Source organism: Planococcus sp. ANT_H30, from assembly GCF_008369335.1.
Lineage (GTDB): Bacteria > Bacillota > Bacilli > Bacillales_A > Planococcaceae > Planococcus > Planococcus kocurii.
The window spans coordinates 366,767-391,889 of sequence record NZ_VOBJ01000001.1 but is presented as its reverse complement, the minus strand read 5'-3'; the positions used below and the strand labels follow the sequence as shown (position 1 = coordinate 391,889).

21 protein-coding genes are annotated in these 25,123 nt (G+C 40.3%); 18 read left to right on the top strand and 3 right to left on the bottom strand.

Annotation, left to right across the window (positions count from 1 at the left end):
* The first annotated feature begins 561 nt into the window (after nt 1-561).
* The 4 genes from FQ085_RS01955 (at nt 562) to FQ085_RS01940 (ending at nt 3,988) form a co-directional block, all read left to right on the top strand.
* On the top strand, nt 562-1,260 hold the full coding sequence (locus tag FQ085_RS01955) for a response regulator transcription factor (RefSeq protein WP_058384769.1): 699 nt from the start codon (nt 562-564) through the stop codon (nt 1,258-1,260).
* Complete coding sequence (locus FQ085_RS01950) at nt 1,244-2,611, top strand: HAMP domain-containing sensor histidine kinase (RefSeq protein WP_149455782.1); 1,368 nt, start codon at nt 1,244-1,246, stop codon at nt 2,609-2,611. Before FQ085_RS01955 ends, FQ085_RS01950 begins: the two co-directional genes overlap by 17 nt.
* Nucleotides 2,612-2,613: 2 nt before the next feature.
* On the top strand, nt 2,614-3,306 hold the full coding sequence (locus FQ085_RS01945) for a PepSY domain-containing protein (RefSeq protein ID WP_188074696.1): 693 nt from the start codon (nt 2,614-2,616) through the stop codon (nt 3,304-3,306).
* A 109-nt stretch (nt 3,307-3,415) separates the two neighbouring features.
* Nucleotides 3,416-3,988, top strand: a complete 573-nt coding sequence (locus FQ085_RS01940) for a PepSY domain-containing protein (RefSeq protein WP_188074695.1) — start codon at nt 3,416-3,418, stop codon at nt 3,986-3,988.
* 139 nt (nt 3,989-4,127) lie between these two features.
* On the opposite strand, the gene FQ085_RS01935 is transcribed toward FQ085_RS01940, so the two are convergent.
* Entirely contained in the window at nt 4,128-5,693 is a 1,566-nt protein-coding gene (locus FQ085_RS01935; protein WP_149455779.1) for an ATP-binding protein, read from the bottom strand.
* 205 nt (nt 5,694-5,898) lie between these two features.
* On the opposite strand from FQ085_RS01935, the gene FQ085_RS01930 reads away from it, so the two are divergent.
* The 10 genes from FQ085_RS01930 to FQ085_RS01885 all read left to right on the top strand — a co-directional run bounded on the left by FQ085_RS01930 (nt 5,899) and on the right by FQ085_RS01885 (nt 19,995).
* Nucleotides 5,899-6,951 carry a M42 family metallopeptidase gene (locus FQ085_RS01930; RefSeq protein ID WP_149455778.1) on the top strand — a complete coding sequence of 351 codons (1,053 nt, stop codon included), beginning with the start codon at nt 5,899-5,901 and terminating at the stop codon, nt 6,949-6,951.
* A 19-nt stretch (nt 6,952-6,970) separates the two neighbouring features.
* A complete protein-coding gene (locus FQ085_RS01925) occupies nt 6,971-8,428 on the top strand; it encodes a UDP-N-acetylmuramoyl-L-alanyl-D-glutamate--2,6-diaminopimelate ligase (RefSeq protein WP_149455777.1) in 1,458 nt (485 codons plus the stop codon).
* A gap of 109 nt (nt 8,429-8,537) precedes the next feature.
* Complete coding sequence (locus FQ085_RS01920; RefSeq protein WP_058384776.1) at nt 8,538-10,106, top strand: peptide chain release factor 3; 1,569 nt, start codon at nt 8,538-8,540, stop codon at nt 10,104-10,106.
* A 154-nt stretch (nt 10,107-10,260) separates the two neighbouring features.
* Nucleotides 10,261-13,320, top strand: coding sequence for an efflux RND transporter permease subunit (locus tag FQ085_RS01915; RefSeq protein WP_149455776.1), 3,060 nt, complete (start codon nt 10,261-10,263; stop codon nt 13,318-13,320).
* A 142-nt stretch (nt 13,321-13,462) separates the two neighbouring features.
* Entirely contained in the window at nt 13,463-14,542 is a 1,080-nt protein-coding gene (locus FQ085_RS01910) for an SDR family oxidoreductase (protein ID WP_058384778.1), read from the top strand.
* Nucleotides 14,543-14,763: 221 nt separating this feature from the next.
* Nucleotides 14,764-15,561 carry a TerC family protein gene (locus FQ085_RS01905; RefSeq protein ID WP_058384779.1) on the top strand — a complete coding sequence of 266 codons (798 nt, stop codon included), beginning with the start codon at nt 14,764-14,766 and terminating at the stop codon, nt 15,559-15,561.
* A gap of 448 nt (nt 15,562-16,009) precedes the next feature.
* Entirely contained in the window at nt 16,010-16,756 is a 747-nt protein-coding gene (gene sigI / locus FQ085_RS01900) for an RNA polymerase sigma-I factor (RefSeq protein ID WP_071153563.1), read from the top strand.
* The gene (locus FQ085_RS17965) at nt 16,756-17,952 is read left to right on the top strand and encodes an anti-sigma-I factor RsgI family protein (protein WP_188074694.1); all 1,197 of its coding nucleotides are present in this window, start codon (nt 16,756-16,758) and stop codon (nt 17,950-17,952) included. The genes sigI and FQ085_RS17965 overlap by 1 nt, the downstream gene beginning before the upstream one ends.
* A 171-nt stretch (nt 17,953-18,123) precedes the next feature.
* Nucleotides 18,124-19,473: a TrkH family potassium uptake protein gene (locus FQ085_RS01890; RefSeq protein ID WP_149455774.1), complete on the top strand. Its 1,350-nt coding sequence runs from the start codon at nt 18,124-18,126 to the stop codon at nt 19,471-19,473.
* 78 nt (nt 19,474-19,551) lie between these two features.
* A complete protein-coding gene (locus FQ085_RS01885) occupies nt 19,552-19,995 on the top strand; it encodes a MarR family winged helix-turn-helix transcriptional regulator (RefSeq protein ID WP_058384783.1) in 444 nt (147 codons plus the stop codon).
* Between the two features lie 70 nt (nt 19,996-20,065).
* Here FQ085_RS01885 and FQ085_RS01880 read toward each other — a convergent pair whose 3' ends face one another.
* Both FQ085_RS01880 and FQ085_RS01875 read right to left on the bottom strand, forming a co-directional pair.
* Nucleotides 20,066-20,686: a hypothetical protein gene (locus FQ085_RS01880; protein ID WP_149455773.1), complete on the bottom strand. Its 621-nt coding sequence runs from the start codon at nt 20,684-20,686 to the stop codon at nt 20,066-20,068.
* 60 nt (nt 20,687-20,746) lie between these two features.
* Nucleotides 20,747-21,361 carry a CPBP family intramembrane glutamic endopeptidase gene (locus FQ085_RS01875; RefSeq protein ID WP_058384785.1) on the bottom strand — a complete coding sequence of 205 codons (615 nt, stop codon included), beginning with the start codon at nt 21,359-21,361 and terminating at the stop codon, nt 20,747-20,749.
* A 218-nt stretch (nt 21,362-21,579) separates the two neighbouring features.
* On the opposite strand from FQ085_RS01875, the gene FQ085_RS01870 reads away from it, so the two are divergent.
* Genes FQ085_RS01870 through FQ085_RS01855 form a run of 4 tightly spaced genes read left to right on the top strand, consistent with a single transcriptional unit; the run spans nt 21,580 to nt 25,106 of the window.
* Nucleotides 21,580-21,768 (top strand): hypothetical protein, encoded by a 189-nt coding sequence (locus FQ085_RS01870; RefSeq protein WP_149455772.1) that lies wholly within the window; start codon nt 21,580-21,582, stop codon nt 21,766-21,768.
* 30 nt (nt 21,769-21,798) lie between these two features.
* Nucleotides 21,799-22,734, top strand: a complete 936-nt coding sequence (locus FQ085_RS01865; RefSeq protein WP_058384787.1) for an AAA family ATPase — start codon at nt 21,799-21,801, stop codon at nt 22,732-22,734.
* The gene (locus FQ085_RS01860; RefSeq protein WP_058384788.1) at nt 22,735-23,889 is read left to right on the top strand and encodes a DUF58 domain-containing protein; all 1,155 of its coding nucleotides are present in this window, start codon (nt 22,735-22,737) and stop codon (nt 23,887-23,889) included. It begins immediately after the preceding gene.
* Nucleotides 23,886-25,106: a hypothetical protein gene (locus tag FQ085_RS01855; protein WP_149455771.1), complete on the top strand. Its 1,221-nt coding sequence runs from the start codon at nt 23,886-23,888 to the stop codon at nt 25,104-25,106. Before FQ085_RS01860 ends, FQ085_RS01855 begins: the two co-directional genes overlap by 4 nt.
* Nucleotides 25,107-25,123 lie beyond the last annotated feature (17 nt).

Below are 25,123 nucleotides of genomic sequence, written 5' to 3'. Positions count from 1 at the left end.
TCTTATGCCGGTCGAATCTACATGGGCGCCTGCGCTTTTCAGTGTCCAGACTCCGGCGCCCAGATTCTAGGGTCATAAGCCAACCCAGCTGCGTGGCAAAGAGCGCCACACTGCTGGTCTGTCTTATGCCCGTCGAATCTACATGGGCACCTGCGCTTTTCAGTGTCCAGACTCCGGCGCCCAGATTCTAGGGTCATAAGCCAACCCAGCTGCGTGGCAAAGAAAGCCACACTGCTGGTCTGTCTTATGCCGGTCGAATCTACATGGGCGCCTGCGCTTTTCAGTGTCCAGACTCTGGCGCCCAGATTCTAGGGTCATAAGGCAGACCAGCTGCGTGGCAAAGAACGCCACACTGCTGGTCTGTCTTATGCCGGTCGAATCTACATGGGCGCCTGCGCTTTTCAGTGTCCAGACTCCGGCGCCCAGATTCTAGGGTCATAAGCCAACCCAGCTGCGTGGCAAAGAGCGCCACACTGCTGGTCTGTCTTATGCCCGTCGAATCTACATGGGCACCTGCGCTTTTCATGAATCTGATATGATACTTAGTAAGAGGTGATGGCAATGGCAGAACGCATTTTAATTGTTGAAGATGAAAAAAGCATTGCGCGTGTATTGGAATTGGAATTGAAGTTTGAAGGATATGAAACAGGCGTTGCTCATACAGGCTCTGAAGGGTTGATTCAGTTCCGGGAGCAGAACTGGGATTTGGTGTTGCTCGATTTGATGTTGCCAGAAATCCATGGCTTGGATGTGTTAAAGCGTATCCGCATATCGGATGCGGCGATTCCGGTTATTTTGCTAACAGCTAAAGACGATGTAAAAGATAAAGTGGCTGGTTTGGATTTAGGTGCCAACGATTATATTACGAAACCGTTTGAGATTGAAGAAGTGCTGGCACGAATTCGTGCGTGTCTGCGCCTATCAAATGGTAATGGGAATTCAGCGCTTCACCGTTTTCATGAGCTGGAAATGAACGAAAGTACGCGGGACGTCAAACGTAACGGGCGGATGATTGAATTGACGCCACGGGAATTTGATTTATTGCTGTATTTGATTAAAAACTCACAACAAGTGCTTAGCCGTGAACAAGTCTTGAATGCGGTGTGGGGCTATGATTATTACGGAGACACCAATGTAATCGACGTTTATATCCGCTATTTGCGGAAGAAAGTAGATTTGGGTGAACGTTCTACGTATATCCAAACTGTTCGTGGAGTGGGCTATGTGTTGAAGGAGCAAAGCCATGAAACTAAAAAATAAAATTCATATTTCCTCCACGTTGTTGATGCTGGTGATTTTGTTAATCTTGGCTTTCGTTATTTATTTTTCATTTAGCCGATTGACGTATTCGACAGAAGTTGAACAGCTTCAGACGGAAACGAACGCACTGGTGGCGAAGTTTAATAATACGGAAACGGAAGATCCAAGTACGGTGCTGCGTGCCTATGTCCCTGTTAATGGGCTTGTGAAAGTTACGACAGCTGATGGTCAACAACTAGCACCTATCCAATCTCCAACGGTAACTGTCAAGCTCCCCGATAAACTAGAAGAGCTGTCGGGCACAATCAACGTGGAAGGCGAGCGCTTTGCTTATGTTAAAGCACCGATTATTTGGACGGATGGTCAAGTGGCAGAAGTTACAGTTGCACAGTCGATGCAGGAAACGACAAAAAACTTGGAGACGCTGCGGCTGGTTTTAGTTGCTGTCACTTTGCTAGCTATGATTCCCGTGATTATTTCGAGTGTCGTTCTAGGAAGAATTGTTACACGACCGATTACCAATTTGACGACTACCATGACACGCATACAGCGTAACGGCAATTTTGAAAAACTACCGGTAGCAAGCAATTCACACGATGAATTGACTGAAATGGGCAATACCTTCAATGAAATGATGGACTTGTTAGAAGAAAACTATTCCAAGCAAGAAGAATTTGTTTCGAATGCTTCCCACGAACTAAAGACACCGCTAACGGTAATCGGTAGCTATGCCAAATTGCTCCAGCGACAAGGCATGCACGATGAAAAAATTGCGGAGGAAAGTTTGATAGCCATACGTGCAGAGACCGACCGGATGAAGGGGTTAATCGAGCAATTGCTGCATATTGCCCGCCGAAGCGAATCACAAATGGAATGGATCACTGTAAACGTTGTCGATATACTGGCGCAAACCGTTACGGCCATGAACACATCTTATGATCGTGAGTTCGAGTTGATTACAGCTGAACAGTCACTACCGGTCGTTACCGATGTCTCGAAGTTCAAGCAGCTTCTCTATATTTTGCTGGACAATGCCAGAAAGTATAGCGCTAATAAAATTGAGGTAATCGCTCAAAAAAATGGAGACACCGTTATTCAGATTCGTGATACAGGAATCGGCATTCCAAAAGATGCAGTGCCTTTTGTCTTTGAACGATTTTATCGTGTAGATAAAGCAAGGAACCGAGAAACTGGGGGATTTGGGTTAGGTCTATCATTGGCAAAACAACTGGCTGATTCATTGAAGGTTGAAATTAGTCTGGAGAGCATCGAGCAGTTGGGTACGACAGTAACCATTACTTTCTCAGAGAATTCTAATGTTGCTGATGTACACTTGAAACAGGAGGGATGATGATGCGAAAGTGGATTTTGATGACCTTAGCGACGATTTTACTTGGTGGGTCAGTAATAGCCTTTCTGCTGTTTCCACGCACTTCTCCTGAAATTTCAGAAGAGCAGGCCGAGGAAACGGTAATTAGCTTGTACGGAGGAAGTATTGAACAAACTACAGCCTCTGGAGAAGATTACCAAGTCGAATTCCAACGGACAGATGGACGCTATCTCGCTCTAGTAAACCGACAAAACGGCCAAGTAGAAAGCATGAAACTACTAAAAAAAACGGAAAAAGCTAAAAAATTAACCGAACAACAGGCAGAAAAGATTGCTTTAGAGAAAGTTGAAGGAATAATTGGGAGCAACACCTACAACAAAGATCGAAACGAGTACACCGTTAAAGTCGAGGAAGAAACGCAAGTCTCGACTTTGGTGCTATCTGCTGCAACAGGGGGAGTATTAACAATCAGTGAAGAGCCGGTTCAAGTAGTTCCGTCAGAAGAACCAGATCTCGAGCGGATTATTACACGCAACGAAGCGATTAGACTGGCTAAAAAAACATTGTCAGGAGAAGTTCAAGACGATGAATTCGTGGAGACCGAAGATGGTGGCTATTACTTGATTGAAATTGAGAATGACGAAACGGATCAAGAAGCGACAATTCAAATTCATGCAGTTCGTGGCGATACAATGACAGTCGAATGGGATAATTGACTTGAACGAATCTGCATTCATTTCTCATCAGTTTCTCATCTTGCCTTAATCTTCTACTCAGAAGAATAGGTTATTGTAAGAGTAACAACAAATGAGGAGGAGAAATTACATGAAGAAATTAGTGTATATTCCAGTAGCAGTCGGGGTTTTAGCTTTTGGAGGCGTTGTATTAGCCAATTCGGAAACAGCAGCTGTTAATGGCAAAGTGACTGATGACGTACAAGAAGTCGCAACTGAAAAAATGATGAGCACAGAAGAAATTTCAGCGAAAGCGCTTGAACTGGCAAATGGTCGCATTACGGATATTGAATTGGATACAGACGACAAAAGAGCCAATTACGAAGTAGAAATTGATTTTGATGGCTACGAATACGACATTGAATTTGATGCTTATACGGGTGAAGTACTTGAGCAGAAGCGTGAAAAAGACAACGCTGAAAAATCTCAGACAGCTACAGCGGGAGAATTTATCAGTTCTGACGAAGCGATTAAAGCGGCGTTAGCTACAGTGAATGGAACTTTCGAAGGGTTTGAGCTAAAAGCCGAAGAAAATCCTGCTTACTACGAGGTTGAAGTTCAAGATGGACGCATAGAACATGAAGTTGATGTTAATGCTAAAGACGGCTCTATTCTGAACGTTGCTTCAGATGAAGAGGATGATGATGACGACGACCGCGATTAATCAAAACTAAATAAAAACACAAAAGACCAGAGGAGAAATCAGTTGATTTCTCCTCTGGTCTTTTAACTAATGTCTTTAAACAAACTAACATCATCGGACATTCAATAAGACTAAAGGGATTTCAGCAGTGAAGCTTTCTTTAATAAGCGGGCAGGATGATTTTGGCGACTGTCCCTAGTCCGGCCGTACTCGATATGGTGAGAGTGCCGTTATGTTCTCGTATAATCTTTTGAGAAACCAATAACCCTAGTCCCGTACCGCTAGCTTTGGTCGTATAAAAAGGTTCGAAAATACCGTCTAAATCTTTTTCGGAAATTCCGATACCTGAATCTTCGAAGCTGATGGAAAACTTATTATGTTTTTCAGAAGTGATTGTTATTCGTATTTTTCCTGGCTGTTCCATTGACTCGACTGCGTTTTTCAATAAATTAATAAAAACTTGTTTTAAATGATGTTCTTCACCGTTGACTTGGAAGTCTTCTTGCCATTCTTTTTTTAATTCAATGCCGTTCAGATTAAGTTCAGAACCGAACAAGGTAAGAATATCTTCCAATGCTTGCTGGATACTAAACTTTTTTTGTGTGACGGCTTGTGGTTTGGCAAGCACTAAAAACTCACTAATGATCAAGTTGATCCGGTCTAATTCGGATTGAATCAGTTCGGTATATTCCGGAAAAAGATGCTTCGGATCGCAATGCATCATTTGGATAAAGCCAGAGATGACGGTCATGGGATTTCTGATTTCATGAGCGACACCAGCTGCAATTTCGCCTGCAAGCTTGAGTTTTTCAGATTGTAAAATCAGTTTATCGGATTCTTTTTGGTAGCTGATGTCGCGAGAAATGATGGATGTCGCTACTACTTTTTGGGAATGGTCAAAAATAGGTGACAAGGTGATTAACGCGTGAAAGCGGCTGCCATCTTTTCGAAGATCTATTGTTTCTAAGAGAGAGTAACTTTTTCCTTGCTGAACATCCAATGTGCGTCTCTCGACGTCTTCTTTCATGTCCTGTGGATAAAGTGGCAAGGTGTTTCCTATGCATTCTTCAGAGGTCCAACCGTACAATTCTTCAAAAGCAGGGTTGACTGCGATGATTTTATTGTTTGGATCGAAAACAGCGATAGCATCTTTGGCTGTTTCAAAAAATAACTGTAAGTAACCTTCTTTGGATAACAAAGCTTTTTCCATCGATGCATTAGTTAGTTCTAGCTGCTTCCAATAGCGACTAAAGTAAATACTATGAAGCAAGGTAATCGATAATATCGATAGTATAAAAATAACGATGGATAATTGTGTGTAAGAAAAAGGATTTCCAGTATCAAAGCGGTCAAACAGTGTTGATAGGAGTGTGAATTCAATGGCAGTTGCTAAGCCGAGGATAAGAATAAGTTTGGTATCATTGTACAAAGCAGAAATAATAATTGGTACGACAAAATAAATAAGTGTAATAGGAGACAAAGATTCAACGTTCAAAATGAAGATGTACAGATTCATAGCAAAAAGAATGGCATACTGCAAGGTGCGTTCTTTCATTTTAGCCATAGCCAAAAGAAACAAAAAATAACTGGAAATTCCGAAAAGCGGAGAAACCACTGCTGTATTTGTTTCTATTAATTGATTGAGCAAAAAATGGAAAATACTTAAAAATCCGAGTACATGAATGAACAATTGGCTTCTTTTGCGATTAATAATCTTGCTTTCCATAAGTCACCTCAGCGTTTTGCTTTAAAATGATATCAGTCCTACTTAGAAAGTTATGAATAGTGAGTACAGTCCTAATTGGGTATATTGTGACTAAAATGACGCGTCTAGCTAATTTTTGCAGCTAACTAATACTATAATACTATAAGACGGGACTGTGCGAACATCATTGATTTTGATATGATTAAAGAACCGAGGAGTGGTAGAGATGACTTATCAATGGAACCAAAACGAAACAATCGATTTGTTAAAAGAATTAGTGGAAATTCCAAGTCCATCTGGATACACCATGGATGTTATGTCAAAAATTCGTACTGCATTGACACAGTGGAATGTGGAGTATAAGACGACTCATAAGGGAGCAGTCATTGCGACGATCCCAGGAAAGAATCAACAGCAGCACCGTTTGCTGACAGCGCATGTCGATACGCTTGGAGCTATGGTGAAAGAAATCAAGTCGAGCGGTCGTTTAAAGCTATCGTTAGTTGGCGGTTTTAAATTCAATGCAATTGAAGGTGAAAATTGCCTCGTACATAAAGCGGACGGTTCAACAGTTTCTGGAACAATCCTTTTACATCAAACGACTGTGCATGTTTATAAAGATGCCGGTACAGCAGAACGTAGTGCAGACAATATGGAAGTTCGTCTAGATGAAAAAGCCTTTTCGAAAGAACAAGTGAAGAACTTAGGAATTGAAGTAGGAGATTTTGTTTCTTTTCAACCAAGATTTGAAGCGACAGCGTCAGGTTATATTAAATCTCGTCATTTAGATGACAAGGCAAGTACCGCGCTACTGCTTCAATTGGTAAAACATTTTAGTGAAACGGGAGAGCAGCTGCCCTATACAACGCATTTTTATATTTCAAACAATGAAGAAATCGGTTACGGTGGAAACTCCAGCATTCCGAAAGAAACACAGGAATATATCGCTGTTGATATGGGAGCTATTGGAGACGGCCAAGAGTCGGATGAGTACACGGTTTCCATTTGTGCAAAAGACTCAAGTGGTCCTTACCATTATGGACTGACACGCCATTTAATTTCTTTGGCGCAAACCAATGCAATCGATTATAAAGTGGATATTTATCCTTATTATGGATCAGACGCGTCAGCTGCCATTAGTGCAGGACATGATGTGAAGCATGCTTTGTTTGGTCCTGGAATTGAAGCTTCCCATTCATATGAACGTACGCATACAGATTCATTACAAGCGGCAGCAGCATTGCTTTATGCATATGTGCTGTCTTCAATGGTTTCTTAAGAGTTAGGAGAGTGTTTTCATGAACAGCAAAGAGTTACTTACAGCCATTCCGTATAAGCAGATTAAAGGTGCCTTGCCTGATCGCATTGAGCATTTAACTATAGATTCACGTGATATTAAAAAAGATTCAATTTTTGTTTGCATCACTGGCTACACAGTAGATGGCCATGATTTTGCCCAACAAGCGGCAGACCAAGGAGCAGCAGTCATTGTAGCAGAAAAACCTTTAACAATTGATAATGCAACAGTGATCCTTGTCGAAAGTACGTCACGAACATTGGGACTTCTAGCTGCTAAATTTTACGATTATCCTTCTAAGCTTCTTCACATGATTGGAGTTACCGGAACTAATGGCAAAACGAGTGTGGCTGGTATTCTGCATTCGATGCTAATGGAGTTAGGCGAGAAATCGGCATTAACAGGAACGATTGGCTTTAATCTAAACGGGCAACTACACCCATCAGCTAATACGACAAATGATGTACTGACGACGCAACAAATGATTGCGCGTGCGCGTGACGAAGATTGTTCGCACATGACGATGGAAGTTTCGTCGCACGGTTTAATTTTGGGTCGTTTGGCTGGTGTAGAGTTTGATACGGCTATCTTTACTAATTTGACACACGATCATTTAGATTTTCACGGAACGATGGAAGAATACGGTCATGCCAAAGCGTTATTATTTTCACAGCTTGGCCAGGATGTAGCCAATCAAAAGCAAGCCATCTTAAATGCGGACGATCCGTGGTCTAGTGAAATAGCAAAAATGACGCCTCATCCGGTGTACACATATGGCATTCAAAATGATGCACAATTCCGAGCAAAAGATATTCAATTGGCGCATACAGGGACTACGTTCACCTTGCATTGTCCTGCAGGCCAGTTTCCGGTAGCGATGAAACTGCTCGGTGAATTTAATGTTTCTAATGCGTTAGCTGCGATTGCCGCTTTATACGCAGAAGGCTATAAGTTAGATGAAATCTTACAAGCAATTGCGGCAATTGCGCCGGTAGAAGGTCGCATGCAAAAAGTGGAAGTTGAAGCACCTGTATCGATTTTTATTGATTATGCGCATACACCTGATGCGATTGAAAAAGCAATTGAAGCTGTTCAAGATTTTAAAAAGAATCGCATTATTTTTCTTGTTGGAACGGGTGGGAATCGTGACAAGACTAAACGTCCGATTATGGCTGAAAAAGCATCGGTTGCTGATTATGTGGTCTTGACAACAGATGACCCACGCGATGAAACGTATGACAGTATTTTAGAAGACCTGAAAAGTGGCATGACACATGAGCAGTTTGCTTGTATCGGTGACCGTGCAGAAGCAGTTAAGCATGCTGTTCAGCAAGCAGAGAGTGGCGACATTATCATTCTTGCTGGAAAAGGGCATGAAGATTATCAAATTATCGGCAACACCAAATACCCACACAGTGATAAAGAAATCGCGATACAAGAAGCATTGAAGAAGTTTTAGTGGAAAAGGAGCCTCTAACGGCTTCTTTTTTCTGTAGACGTTAAAATTCCTTGTTTTTTTCAGGTTCGTTCTCTAAGATGAAGAGAGTAGATTAAAGGAGCGTATAAACATGTCAGACCAATTAACGAATGAAATTCAAAATAGAAGAACTTTCGCTATCATTTCCCACCCGGATGCCGGTAAAACGACCTTAACCGAAAAACTGTTATTATTCGGTGGAGCTATTCGTGATGCGGGAACAGTTAAAGGAAAGAAAAGCGGCAAGTTCGCAACATCCGATTGGATGGAAATTGAAAAGCAACGTGGCATTTCTGTAACTTCTTCCGTTATGCAATTTGATTATGCCGGACATCGTGTCAATATTCTTGACACACCAGGACACCAAGATTTCAGTGAAGATACGTACCGTACATTGATGGCTGTTGATAGTGCAGTCATGATTATTGATGTTGCCAAAGGAATTGAAGCGCAAACTGTTAAGCTTTTTAAAGTCTGCAAAATGCGTGGCATTCCAATTTTCACCTTTATCAACAAAATGGATCGTCAAGGGAAAGAGCCATTAGAATTAATGGAAGAACTTGAAGAAGTACTTGGCATTCAATCTTATGCCATGAATTGGCCAATCGGTATGGGGAAAGAATTTCTTGGAATTTATGACCGTTTTAACAAACGCATTGAACCGTTTCGTTCAGCAGGAGATCGTTTTCTTGAACTTGATGAAAACGGCAAAATGATCGAAGAACATGAAATGAAAAAAACTTCTTATTATACACAGGCAATGGACGATATTGAGTTATTGGATGAAGCCGGTAATGACTTTTCGATTGATCGTGTAAAAAAAGGTGAATTGACGCCAGTATTCTTCGGTAGTGCATTGGCTAACTTTGGTGTGCAAACGTTTTTGGAAACCTATTTGCAATTTGCTCCTTCTCCGCAGCCGCGTATTACGCAACAAGAGGAAATAGTTGATCCAGTGGACATGCCGTTTTCAGGATTTATCTTTAAAATCCAAGCCAATATGAATCCTGCTCACCGCGACCGAATTGCTTTTGTACGGATCGTGTCTGGTAAATTTGAACGAGGAATGACTGTTACTTTAGCGCGTACCGGAAAAACGATTAAACTATCACAAACTACACAGTTTTTAGCAGATGACCGCGAAATGGTTAATGAAGCCGTAGCTGGCGATATTATCGGGTTACACGATGTAGGAAATTACCAAATTGGTGATACAATTACAAGTGGCAAGAAATTCGAGTTTGAAAGTTTGCCGCAGTTTACCCCAGAGCTTTTTGTGAAAGTAACGGCTAAAAACGTTATGAAACAAAAACATTTCCATAAAGGGATTCTTCAATTAGTTCAAGAAGGCGCGATTCAGTACTACAAAACGCTTCATCTAGAAGAAGTTATTTTAGGGGCTGTCGGACAACTTCAGTTTGAAGTATTCGAACACCGTATGAAAAATGAGTATAACGTAGATGTGCGTATGGAACCGGTTGGTAACAAAATTGCACGTTGGATTGAAAATGAGGAAGATGTGAAAGAATCGATGTCAAGTGGGCGTTCAATGCTTGTGCGTGACCGTTTCGATCGATACGTCTTTTTATTCGAGAATGAGTTTGCGACACGTTGGTTCCAAGATAAAAATCCTAATATTCGACTATATAGTTTGTTATAAAAAACCTGCTGCTAGCAGGTTTTTTTTTTTTTTTTTTTTTTTTTTTTTTTTTGAGTAAAAAAGTGGCAGATAAGTGAACAAGCTCTGTTAAATTTGCGGTTATAAAGGATTTTTCTTATGATAGAAGAACACAGTAAAGAGAGGGTTTGAAAAGATGAAAATAAGTGATTTTTCGATAAAAAGGCCCGTCTTTACATTGGTCATTATGTTTTTGATCATTATTCTTGGGGCGGTATCATTTACACGAATTCCGATTACGTTGATCCCTGAACTTAACCCGCCGATTGGCGTTGTGGTAACTAATTATCCAGGTGCTAGTCCGACAGAAGTAAGTGAAAAAGTAACAAAGCCTTTAGAAGCAAATTTGGCGACATTGCCGGGTATTAAATCGATTCAATCGAATAGCCAAGAAGGCTCGAATTTTATCTTGCTGGAATTTGATTGGTCAACAGATATAGATGATGTCCAATCAGATATCGCACAAAGAATTGACCAAACGCCGATTCCTGACGATTCGAATGATCCGCGCTTTTTAAAGTTCGATCCTTCTCAATTCCCCATCTTGCAGTTGTCTTTGCGTTCAAGTGATCCGGATGCAGACGTGCGAGTGATTGCCGAAGAATTAGAGACAGAACTTCGTCAAACAGACGGGGTAGCAAGTGTCAATGTTTCAGGTTCTTTAATAGAGGAAATTCAAATTGAATTAGATCAGGCAGCACTTGAAGAAAAAGGCTTGCAGCAATCGGACGTTGTTCAGCTGATTCAAGCAAACAATATTTCTTTGCCTGGGGAACCGATTGAGACCGAAAATGGTCGAAACCTAACAACCCGCATTATTAGTACCCTGACTAATGTGGAAGAAATACAGGATCTGGTTTTGACTATCGATCCGATAGATGGCAATAATGTCACAATCGGAGATGTAGCAAAGGTTGGCATTAGTGAACGTGAAAGTAGCAGTGAAACGAGAACAAATGAAGAGCCAGCTGTCCTACTGTCTGCTCTTCAGGAATCTCAAGCAAATACAGCTGAAGTTTCAGACGCATTCCAAGAAAGGCTAGATGAACTGCTCAGTGAAGAGCGCTTTGAAGGCGTGGAGGCAGATATTCTATTTGACCAAGGAGACTATGTCAAACTGGCTATCGGTAATATCGGACAGACATTGATTCTAGGCGGAATTTTTGCCATGTTAGTTCTTTTCTTTTTCCTACGTGGCATTAAAAGTCCAATCATTATCGGTGTAGCGATTCCTTATTCTGTTATCGTTACTTTTGTTCTTATGTTTTTTGCCGATTTTGCTTTGAATATTTTAACTCTAGGGGCACTAGCGTTGGGAATTGGAATGCTAGTGGATAACGCCATTGTCGTTATCGAAAATATTGAACGTCATTTGGCGATGGGCAAAAACGCCAAAAAGGCTGCTTCTGAAGGTTCAAAAGAAGTAGCAGGTGCAATTATTGCTTCAACACTTACGACTGTAGCGGTTTTCATACCGGTTATTTTCATCTCAGGATTGATTGGAGAAATTTTCTTTGAATTTGCTTTGACAATATCCTTTAGCCTTTTTGCATCGTTGGCAGTCGCTTTGACCGTTATACCGATGATGGCATCAAGGATGTTGGGTAAGCCTGGTACAAAACCGAAAGTCCAGAGAGATACTTCTAGAAGTGTCAAAGCATTCGAAGGATCGGTCATTTGGGCTTTGCGCCATAGAATGATCGTGTTGTTTACAGCACTGGTATTACTAGTGGTAGGTGCTTTTGGCATCATGCAAGTCGGCACAGAATTTATTCCGGCAACAGACGAAGGGTTTGTCAGTGTTTCTGTAGAACTGGAAAATGGTTCTTCAAGAGCAGCGACAGATGAAGTAGTCAATCTGATAGAAGAAGAATTGAAACTTGAAGAAGATGTCGATGTGTACGTTAGCCTAATTGGCTCGACTCAACAGGGACAAGCGCAAGGATCTGCGGAAACAAATGTTGCTGAAATTTACGTGAAATTGGTAGATTTAGCAGATCGGGATCGTTCGGTTTTTGATTTTGTAGATGACGTACAGCCTCGAGTTCTGGAAACGGTAGGAGAGCGTGCGTTAGTCAGCTTTAACTTGCAGACAGCAGCTGGTTCTTCGCCAAATACGTTATCCTTTACTGTAACGGATACAGACCGTTCAAGACTGGACAAAGCGGTCGTCGATATTGAAGCGGCATTAACCGAACTTCCTGAAGTAACAGAGTTGACGAATGATCGTCAAGAAACTATTGATGAAATCCAGATGACTATTGACCGTGAGGCGGCTACTGAATATGGCCTGCCACCGGTCCAAATAGCTCAATCTGTCAATAACATTACACGAGGTGTTTTAGCTACTCAGGTATTGGCTGAAAATGATGAAGTTCTCAGTGTCTATGTGGCCTATGAAGAAGGGGAAAGAAACAGTCTTGAAAAACTACGCACTTTATCTCTTCGGACACCTGCAGGCGAATTTGTGGAACTCCAGGAGTTAGCTGAAATTGAAGTTGCTCAAGGTCCTGTGAGTATTCAACGTGTAGATCAGGCAGATAGCGTTTCTTTCACGTTGCAACATCAATCGAGTATTACACTAGGTGACATGTCTGATAAAGTCGACGTCGCAATTGAAGAGTTAGAGTTGGATGATAACACACTGATTTCGTTTGGCGGGGACCGGGAATTACTGGATAACTCGATCAATGATATGTTACTTGCCGTCATGCTTGCAGTGGTGCTTGTCTATATTGTAATGGCTGCACAATTTGAATCGTTCAAGTATCCACTAGTTATTATGTTCACGGTGCCATTGATGGCAATCGGCGTAGCAATCGCACTGTTCGTTACGCAGACGCCGGTTAGCATTACTGCTGTCATTGGATTGCTTGTTCTGGTGGGTATTGTCGTCAATAATGGGATTGTGCTGGTTGATTATATCAATCAACGAAAAGAGGATGGCATGGACTCTTATGATGCCATTATTACCTCGGTTCATGATCGCCGCCGTCCGATTCTGATGACAGCATTAACAACTATTTTGGGCTTATTGCCTCTAGCAATTGGTATCGGCGAAGGTACTGAAATTAATCAGCCGATGGGTATTACCGTTATTGGTGGGCTTATCAGTTCAACTTTACTGTCACTTTATATCGTGCCAATTGTCTACAGTCTATTTGATCGACAAACAAGAAGAATGAATAAAAAGTAAGCCTTCGGGTTTACTTTTTTTTACTTTATAAGGTGAATGTCAAAGAAACTTTTCGTAATAGAGGGAGCTCAGTGAATTATTTTCTTACTTATCAAACATATTGATGGAAAATTTAGTATGATTTAAAAAAGGGGTTGAAGTTATGAAAGAAGTTGTGTTTACTGGTTTTCCTGGATTTATTGCGAGTCAATTGATGTACAAACATGCACAGCAAAATAAAGCGATTTCTGCCATTATCCTATCGTCGGAACGAACAAAGGCAGAAAAAGAAGCCAAGCGAATCGAAAAAGAAACAAATTGTCGAACGATCCAGCTGATTGAAGGAGATATCACTATTAGTGGATTAAATCTTAAAAAGGCTGATAAAGAGTATTTACAGGAGAAAGAGGTGACATTCTGGCATCTTGCGGCTATTTATGACTTGGCAGTTCCAAGAGATTTGGCATGGAAAGTCAATGTGGAAGGAACTCGTCATGTGAATGAATTCGTTTCAGAATTGCCAAATGTAGAACGCTATGTTTACTTCAGTACAGCCTATGTAGCTGGAAATCGACAAGGAACTATTTATGAAGTCCAATTGCAACGACCAGAAGCGTTTAAAAACTTTTACGAAGAAACGAAGTTCGAAGCAGAACTACTAGTAAATGAGATGAAGAAACAAGTACCTGTCACAATTATTCGACCAGGCATTGTCCGTGGACATTCGATTACAGGGGAAACCATTAAATTTGATGGTCCATACTTTTTCTTGAATTTAATTGATCGAGTAAAATTTCTGCCAATTATTCCATTCGTTGGACGTTCCAAATCGTATCTAAATGTCGTGCCGATCGATTATATTTTGGAAGCATCGATGTATCTTAGTGAATTGGCAGCCGCTGCCGGACAAACTGTTCATTTAACGGATCCCAATCCCCATCCTGTGGAAGAAATATATCGTGGTATGGTCCATTTGATGACAGGGAAAAATCCCAAAGGACGAGTGCCTCATAGCTTAGCGAAGATGTCTTTGTCTATTGGTTTCGTAAGAAGAGGATTGGGTGTCGAAATTGAAACCCTAGATTATTTAACGTGGTCAGCTGATTTTGATACACAAAAAGCGGAAAATTTATTGGCAGGAAGCGGTATTTACTGTGCAGATTTTATAGCGACTATGCCTGCAATGGTTGAATTTTACAACGTACATAAAAATGACAAAAAATTTCAAATTGCTATCCGTTAAACTTTCTTTGGATTTGAAATGATGCTATACTAACATTACAACTCAATACACTTTGACTTTCAGTCAAGGGGGAGTAGCTATAGGGAAACCTATTTCACAGTCGTCAATACATGGTTAGTAGCCATCGGTTGTGATAGCAAACGAAATTTGCTTAGCGAGACCTTTGCCTTTATTTAGGCAAGGGTCTTTTTTGTTGGCAAAAAACAGGAGGAGAAAGCAGAATGGAAGCAGTTTTATTAGAATATGCTTGGGTACTACTCGTTTTAGTAGGACTTGAAGGATTATTAGCTGCAGATAATGCAGTAGTTATGGCGGTAATGGTTAAGCATTTACCGAAAGCACAACAGAAAAAAGCGTTGTTTTATGGATTGGTAGGAGCATTCGTGTTCCGTTTTGCAGCCTTATTCATGATCACGTTGCTCGTAAATATCTGGCAGATCCAAGCACTTGGAGCAGCTTACTTATTGTTCATTTCAATTAAGAGTCTCTACGATCAACGCAAGGGAGATACAGATGAAATCCTTGAAGGCGTTGATGGTAAACCTGAGAAAAAAGGTTCAGGTTTCTGGATGACGGTATTGAAAGTGGAATTAGCCGATATTGCTTTTGCTATCGACTCAATGTTAGCAGCAGTAGCTTTAGCAGTTACATTGCCACATTTAAATGTTTTTGGCGTTAATGACATTGGTGGCATTAACTCAGGTCAGTTTATGGTTATGCTTGCCGGTGGATTGATCGGTGTAATCATTATGCGATTTGCGGCACATAAATTCGTACAATTGCTTGAAAAATACCCGCAACTTGAAACAGCAGCGTTTGTTATTGTTGGATGGGTTGGAGTAAAGTTGCTAGTGATGACTTTATCTCACGAAAACGTCGGTATCTTGCCTACTGACTTCCCACACTCTACAGGCTGGACATTGGTCTTCTGGTCAGTATTACTCGGCATTGTCGTGGTAGGCGGAATCCTTGGAGTCAAGCAGAACAGAGAGCAAGCTAAAGAACAAGAAGTAAAATAAAGACGGTTTTAAAGAATAAAAGCTGGGGCTGTCACATCAGCCTCTACCATAAAACAGACGGAGAAAAAGGAACTCTTTTTCTCTGTCTGTTTTTTTGTAGTGCCGCAGAGAATGAAAAAAATAGCATCGTTGATGATAATGAAGACGGTGCAACCTGGCTGTGTCCGCTAAAGTGTCCGTCAAAGTAGACCTCAGTCCGTTCTGTCGGCATTTTACTGACAAATTGCAGCAAGACAATAAATAAGGTAAATAAAAAGGGAAGTAGTTATATGGATACCCCGCGATTGTTTCACAAAAAATCATCATTCATACAACATATGTAGAGACCGACAAAAAAATAACTATAAAAGCGAATAATGGTAAGAACAGTAAAGTCCACCTCTTTTCAAACACGCATTCCAAAGTTACAATTAACTATAGGCAGTGACTTAGAGAAGAGGTGAATAGTGTGCTTTTAGCTTTATTAGGTGGAAGGTTCGGACGCAACAAAAAGTCTGATGCTGAAATAATGGTTTTGCAAGCACAAGGTGGCGATGAACAAGTATTGCATGAGTTGCTTTTTTCCTATTCACCTTTTATGAAAAAGACAGCTTCTCAAGTATGCAAGCGATTTATCGATGACCATGATGATGAATACAGCATTGCACTTTCTGCATTCAACGAAGCAATTGAAAAATTCGATCAAACCAATAATGCTTCGTTTCTAACATTTGCTCACCTCGTCATTCGCAGACGGCTAATTGATTTTATACGTAAAGAAAGCCGAAGAGATGAATTTAGCCACGACTTCATGACAGCGGAAGAGCCAGAAGCACATAATGGCCTTGCTGATCATGCTGCAGCTATGGCTTATTCGATCGAACAGCAAAATCAGAAAAGAAGTGAAGAAATATTTCTGTATGAAAAAATGCTTCAACAATTCGGCTTATCTTTTCAAATACTGGTAAAAGTGTCTCCAGTTCATCAAGATACACGTCTTACTTCTATTCAAATTGCCCAGTTAGTAGCCGAAACTGATGAGTATAAACAATACTTGATGGACAAGAAAAAGTTGCCAATCAAAGACATTGAAGCGCTCGTAAAGGTGTCGCGCAAAACGATAGAGCGCCATCGAAAATACATAATAGCAATGGCTTTACTGCAGATGAGCGATTTGCATTTTTTAAAAGAATATTTGAAGGGGCGATTAAACTAATGCGGAGACAATTGGGAATATGCATTGAATTGAATGACAATCGCTCTGTTTTTCTATTGAAAGATGGTCGAATCGTTAAAGGACTGCCTGTGGGTAAACCTGTACTAGGAGAAGAAGTTTTGTTTGATCTAACTGATAAGAAAAGAGCAATCTATCGGCAGCCCGTTATGGCTCCTCTAACAGCCGCTCTAGCTGCTGTTGCGTTGTTCGTTTCTGTTTTGGTGTTTCCCGCTGAAGAAGCATTTGGCTATGTCCAAGTTCAGATCAATCCAGGCATAGAACTAGGGATAAATGATGACTATGAGGTTGTATCTATCCGTGAACTAAATAGCGATGGGCAACAGCTGATTGAACAACTCGGCGGTTGGGAAAATGATTCTCTTCATGTTGTATTGGATCGAGTCTTTGAGCTGGCAGTCACAGAACGAACAAAGCAAATCACCATTACTGCAGTCGAAGAAAATGACAACAAAACCGACGAGTCTATAAAGAAAGTTGTTATGGCGGTTTCTTCAGATGTGAAAAATGAACAACTGGCAATTCAACTAAAGAGAGCCACAAAAGAACAATGGCGTCATTCAAAAGAAAACCAAATGCCTGTCGGACAATTGATTCATAAAGTTGAAACTTTGGAAATTCAGCAATCGCCTAAAGTAAACGATTCAAATCAGGAAAAAGAAGAAATGCCTACAAAAGAAAATAAAGCAGAGAATGAACACAAAAAACAGAATAACACCAAAGACATAAACAAAAAAGAGAAGGAAAATAAGCCAGTAGTAGGTCCGAAACCGAATTCGCCCGCAGTTCAAAAGAAAAATGAAAATCAGTCTATCCGAGCAAATCAACAACAAAAAACAGCAACACAAAACATCCATCCATCAAAGTCTCTCAATAAAGTTGAAACTCGCGCTCCTATAGAAAAACAGCAAAAAATAGATCCGGTAAAGCCAGTTCAAAAAGAAAAATCTACGGGAAAAAACCAACAGAAAGAGACACAGAAACAGCAGCAAAACAATAGAGCTGTAGAACAGAAAAAGAATTCATCAACTACTATTAAAAATAAGTCTCAGTCAATACCAAACGACCAAAAGAACAATGAAAAAAATCCTGAACAAAGCAATAAAGACCAGCTTTATAAACAAAAGAATAAAGATGTATCTCCGAATACAGAACATAAACCAAAAGACAAAGAGTAAATTTTTTTCTTTGCACTGACAGCTGTTCTAGAGGACGTAAGGTATTGTTTTTGAATTGCTAAAAGCTTGTTCATTGGACCAACTAAAATAGATTATCGATTTCTCTTTCTTTTTGTCTCATCTTTTCATAGAATGAGAAGAGAGTAAAACGCCGAAGGGAATCAATGTCTTATGAATAATTCATTTCAAAAAGTACGAAATCTAACACCTGCACAGGTTATTGTTTCGTATTATTTTGTGGCAATTGCTGTTTCCTTCTTATTATTGAGGTTACCAAATGTCCATAAACCAGGGATGACCATCCCCTTAATTGATAGCTTGTTTACTGCAGTAAGTGCTATAAGTGTAACGGGCTTATCCGTAATTAATGTTGTGGAAACATATACAGTATTTGGTATCGTTGTTTTAATGTTTATCTTGCAACTTGGGGGCATTGGAATTATGTCCATCGGAACATTTTTCTGGCTTCTTGTGGGTAAACGTATTGGGTTACGTGAACGCCAATTAATCATGGTTGATCACAATCAATCGAGTATGGCGGGCGTTGTTAAACTGATTCGCGAAATTGTGAAAATTATGTTGCTAATAGAAGCGGTCGGTGCAATTATCCTGACAATTTATTTTACGCAGTATTTTCCAACATTCCAAGAAGCGTTATTACATGGTATATTTGGTTCAATTACAGCCACCACTAATGGAGGATTCGATATTACAGGCGAATCGTTAATGCCGTATTTTAATGATTATTTTGTCCAAATTATTAACATGATTCTCATTATTTTAGGTGCTATTGGTTTTCCGGTATTAATTGAACTAAAGGAATTTATTTCGAATAAGCAAAAATATTTTCGTTTTTCTCTTTTCACAAAAATCACAACGAGTATATTTGCAGTGTTACTAGCAGTTGGAGCTATCGGTATTTTCTTATTAGAATCAGTAAAAGCGTTTAAATCGATGAGCTGGCATGAATCGATATTTGCGTCGATTTTTCATTCGGTTTCCTCTCGATCAGGCGGTTTGGTTACAGTCGACATCACGCAATTCAGTGACGCCACAAATGTTTTTATGAGTGCCTTAATGTTTATAGGTGCATCTCCAAGTTCAGCTGGTGGCGGTATTCGCACAACTACTTTTGCAATCGCGATTTTGTTTTTGATTAATTTTGCACGAGGAAAAAACACCATTCAAATTTTCAAGCGCGAAATTGAGCTAATTGATGTCTTTCGGGCGTTCGCAGTTATTTTCTTGGCATTTTTTATCGTCTTTGCGGCGACCCTTGCACTTCTTATTACGGAGCCCACTGCTACGGTTGTGGAAATCATATTTGAAATCACCTCTGCTTTTGGAACATGTGGAATGTCTTTAGGCATTACAAGTGATTTGTCAGAAATCGGGAAGTTTATCATCATGGCTTTAATGTTTGTTGGGCGTGTTGGACTGATTTCTTTCCTCTTCACAATTGGCGGTAAAACAGATCCAACTAAATTCCACTATCCGAAAGAACGCGTAATTATCGGGTAGACCCAGGAAGGTGTCATTTGAGAAGAAAAAGACTATAATTAGTGCAATGCAGCTTAAACAGCGGAAAGAGTGAATAGGATGAACGAAGAAATCAAACAATCTCTGAAATTATTTATTGTGCTGTCGCGTGCACATAAAGCAATTACTGAACAGACCAATCAATTTTTCCAGGCGAGTGGCGTAAATCCAACTGAATTTGCAGTTTTAGAGCTTTTGTACCATAAAGGGAAACAACCACTTCAAAAAATAGGTGGCAAAATATTGCTAGCAAGTGGTTCTATTACTTATGTTATTGATAAACTCGAAAAAAGAGGCTATATTACGCGTGTTAATTGTCCGAGTGATCGCCGTATCACTTATGCAGAAATATCAGCGCAAGGTAAAGAATTCATGGCACAGATTTTTCCGGAACATGAAAAAAAATTGCATGAATTGACGGAAGCGTTATCGAATGAAGAAAAAGAGCAAGCCATTGAATTGATGAAAAAACTAGGTTTGTCGATCAAAGATTTATCATACTAATTCAAAAAAAGGCCATCCAAATTTTGGATGGCCTTTTTTGAATTGATGGATGTCTCTATTGGAGTACTCATTATTCAACTGATTGAATCGTTTTCCCCATAGAAATAAAATCTTCTGTTGCGTTAACCGTGTTGTCATCAAAAATAGTTAGACGCACGATCAGTTTATCGTTTTCGTAAACAATCCCGGTTACACTGCCTTCAGTACTTGGCACTTCGAAGGCCGCGGATTGTTTAAAGTTAGCACCATCGAAATTACTGGCTTCAACTGCTTCTGTATCTGGATTAACAGCTTTTAAGGTTTGTTTCATGCTTTCTGTTGCAGAAGCAAAATCGATGTCCTCAGAAGAAAACGTCTCAATTCTCATAAAAACGGCTGAATTATCCGAAACATACAGTGAATCTTTGTTTGGCTCTTCTGCTGTTAGTTCGTAACCATCTAAGACATGCAGTTTGTAGTTTTGTTCATCGCTTTGAATTAAGGTACCTGCAGCTTCTTCAACTGATTCGTCATCGCTTGTAGTGGTGTCTTCAGTACTTTCTTCAACTGATTCGTCATCGCTTGCATTGGTGTCTTCAGCTGGTGCTTCTACTGGCTCAGTGTCTTCTTCGACAGTAGCTGCAGTTCCACAAGCTGCCAATAGCATAGCGATCATTAGAGCGGATGAGAATAAAAATAAGTTCTTCTTCATAAAAAAAATTCCTCCTATCGGTTTGTCTAGTAGACGTCCCAGAAAGAGGAATGTTTCACTTTAAATCGCTAGTGGGAAAATCAAAAATAACAAGACGATCATAACCAAATGAGAAACGATGATAACAGGTAAACTTCTTTTCCATTCATAAAGCAAACCAAGAATCAATCCTGTGATGATTCCAGTCCAAGCTCCTGGCCAAAATCCACCTAATGCCAGCGCCAGACCAAACAAAACAGAGCTCGCTAAAACTGCCAGTGGCGTCGAGCAATAGTGTTTAAACTTCTGCTGAACAAGTCCTCTCCAAAAAATTTCCTCACCCGGTACGATGATAAACATTAATAGTAGGTAGTGCCAAATCGTAACAGGTGCAAAATTTGCTAGAAAACTTTTGACAGATCCAGCTATATTGAAAGGTGTTAATAGTAATAGCTGAAATCCGGCAGCAACGAGCCCGTAAAGAAGTGTTCCAAAGACTAATCCGTAAACCAAAGATTTCCACGTAACAAGCTCATCAAAAATTTTAACGAATATAATAGCGAGAGACATTAATATCAGCATCGCAAATGTGTACATATACCAAAAAATAGCAGTATTTTCAAAAGCTAAATTGTATAAAAAGAAAGCTAGCGGCAGCATCAAAATCAACGGATGCTGTTTTAAAAAGTTAATCATGTAAATCCTCCTAAAAATTAAAGCCGTATTCCATTTTAATGACTCAGTAAAGACAAAGGTGTTCGACTTGTTTTCTTGCTGTATACTAATTCTAGTACAGGTGTTTTTTGACATGTCTTAAGACAGACCCGTACAGTATATGCTAAATAGAATAGTAGCGTCCGTTTAGTATTATACCAGAAGGAATTAGTAAAACTAAGACAAAAGGAGAACAATTCATGACTGACTATAAAGAGCAACTCGAAGCGTTAAAAAATGGTGAAATCGAATCTATTACAATTGAAAAAGAAGATTTTCTAGAATTCCGCAAGGTTTTGATTGAACGTGAGGATTTTAAGCATTTTAAAGGCACAGCCTATCATCACGGAACGACCAGTTATATCTACACCGAAGAACCGTCGAAATAAGAAAGCGTAATTAGAAGCGGAGGGGACAATGTGGAGAAATTAACACAGGCTAGAACACAATTAAATCAATTAGTAGTAGGTAGAGAAAAAGAGATTGATTTTATGTTAATCGCGTTGATTCAAGGGGGACATGTACTGCTTGAAAGTGTACCCGGTTCAGGTAAGACGTGGATGGCTAAAGCATTTGCGGGGTCATTTGCTGGTCAATTTCAGCGAATTCAATTTACACCAGACGTTTTGCCGTCAGACGTGACAGGCATTCGTTTTTTCAATCCGAAGACGCAGGAATTTGAATTACGGGCTGGCCCAGTTCAAACTAATTTACTACTAGCGGATGAAATTAACCGGGCGACACCTAGAACGCAGTCAAGCCTGTTGGAATCGATGGAAGAAAAACAGGCGACCATTGATGGAGAGACTATACAATTGCCAGATCCGTTTATCGTCATTGCTACACAAAATCCCGTGGAATCGCAACAAGGAACATTTCCACTTCCTGCGGCACAACTGGATCGCTTTTTGTTTCGCCTAGAAATTGGGTATCCAAATCAACAAGAAGAGTTGTCTATCATTCGGAATTTTCGAGATAACGTTTCCCATAAAAAAGAAATTCTACCAGTGGCATCAGTTGAAGATGTTCGGAAATGGCGCATTGAAGCGAGTAAAGTAGCAGTTCACGAAGACATTGAGATGTATATTGTTTCACTTGTCCGCGCAACACGTGAACATCCATCAATTGAACTTGGCTTGAGTTCTAGGGCGGCTCTGGCACTTGTTCATGCAGCTCAAGGAAGAGCATTTATCGAAGGTCGAAATTTCGTAACGCCAGATGATGTAAAGTATATACTCGAACCCGTCGCGGTCCATCGGTTAATGCTGACAGCTGAAGGTATGCTCATTCAGGAGCCCACAGCTATTTTACGTGAAATTTCCACTTCTGTTGCTTCACCGGTAGAGGCGTTTTAGATGGTGTGGATGCGTCATGCTGACGATACGAAAAATATGAAATGGGTATTGGGCTTATTAATTGCCTTATTCTTTATGGCAATGATATTTTTACAGTTTTTAGCTGCAGCTGTCATCGGTTTTGCAGCAACAGTAGTGGGGTTGCAAATTCTCTATTTAGACCGAGCCGGCAAGAAATTGGTTTTTCAAAACAACCGCATACGTAAGCGTCTTCTTTATGGAGGAGATTCTTCTTGGGAACTTGTTTTTAAAAATGAAGGCTTGCCTATTTGGAACGGTCAATTGAAAATTTGGTTTCATGATGCTGTAGAGCCGAAAGGTGACAGTGCAGTGAGCTATGGAGATTTAGTAGAAGTTGATCTTCCTTTTACCATTGGCAGTAAGCAGACAATTGAAATTGATGTGCCAATTACAGGTAAAAGAAGAGGACTGTCGCGTATTCAGAAAATGGAGCTACTCATTGCTCATCCTTTTGGAGAAGGCAGCATAACTCTGGAGTATCAGCCGGCGATTTTACATGAGCAGCTGGTCTTTCCAAAACTCCAAAAATACCCTTTTCGGTATACGCCGTCCCGTCAAAAACCGGGTCAATTCAATTTGCAACATACTTTGTTTGATGATGCCTTTCAGCCAATTGGTACGAGGGATTACGTATCAACAGACCAATTCAATCAAATCCATTGGAAAGCCAGTGTTAGAATGCAGCAATACCAGACAAAAATTTTTTCGACAGTAGCTAATGAATCAATGCTCTTTGCGCTTAACGTGTCAGCCTTTTATGGCACCATCCATGATTTAGAAGATAGAATTGAAGAATTGGCTAGTTATATTGAGAATTGCTTTAGCGCCGGTGTGCCTTATGCAGTAGCAGTTAATATTCGTTCAGCCGGTAAAATGCCTTATTTATATTTGTCTACAGGACTCGGACAAAAGCAACGACAACAGGCGTTAGAACTGCTATCGATTATTTCCAAAAATAATGCTACACTGCCTTATCGCACAATGCTGGGACATTTGGATATGCATATAGAACTGCCTTATACGACTTATCTATTAACTGATACACCAAGTGACGCTTTACGCTTTATTACGAAATGGAGTGGTCAAACAGAATTGACCGTACTGCCAAGCAGAAAGGAACGTGATTTGGCATGACATCACGCTTGCCATCTGCCATTCACTTTATGCTAGATGCTTTTATCATTGCGTTGGTTCTGGTTTTTGCTGATACACAAGGAGCCTTGTCTGTAGCTTGGATTTGGCTGTTGCTCGCATGGCTAGTCTCCGTTAGTTCGTACCTCCTTTTTTCAAGGTATTCGTATCAATTAGTAGGAGGGATCGGTCTTTCCACTGTTGCGACAGTAAGTATGTGGGCAATGGGTATGTCGTTATGGTTGGCGACTATTTTAGGGATGCTGTCTGTTTACTTGCTTCATGCACGGTATTCAGTACGTTACAAAGAATTCAATTACGGTCACTATTTTTTAATGAAATTCACCGTAGTTTTTAGCATCTGCTGGACATTGGTACTGCTAAATCCAAACCAGCAAACAAGTCGCCTCCTGTTTTCCATCGTACCTGTTGCCATCTTATTTTATGTGGGTGCGCAATTGCTCTATAGCTATCTTCATACGAGACAAACCGGTGCAAAATTTAGCCAAGTAGCGAGTGTGTTTGGACTTCTCGTCAGCATTCCTTCCGTGGTAGCAATCAGCATCTTTTATATAGCTGATGATGTTCGGAGATTAGCCGGATGGGCAGTGGGAGGAATGATACGGGTTGTATTTTGGCCACTTGCGTTATTGCTTGAGCAGGTAAATGAATTTTTAGCAGGCTTATCAACAGAAGAAGAAATGCAAGAAACCTTAGAGGTACTTGGTCCCGATGAGGAAACAGGGCAACGTGAAACTATGGTAAGTGAAACAATGCCGTCAGATTTTCCAATTGAAATTCTTTTAGGAATCGTGATGGTCATAAGTGCAGTAGTACTGATAATATGGCTAAGAAAAATCAAGCCGGATTCAGAAACGCCTGTACCCAAAAGCACAATCCGTATGAAAAGGCATGATCATTTATCTACAGAACTGTTCGTATCGACTGCTAAGGAATCGCCAGCTAGCAGGGACTTGCATCAAATTAGAGAAGTTTTTCGCAGTCTTGAACTAATGGCCAAAGAGCAAAAACTAGAACGGCAAAGTCACGAGACAGTCCGAGAGTGGATAGCACGAATGGATTGGGACGTATCAGCTTCTTTTTACAAAACCTACGACCGCGTCCGATATGGCGATAAACAGTTGCCGGAATCACAAGCTTCAAACTTTATCGCTGAAATCGAAAAAATAAAAAATCACTATTTGAATAAAAATGTTTAATTTGTTTTCAAGTCGGG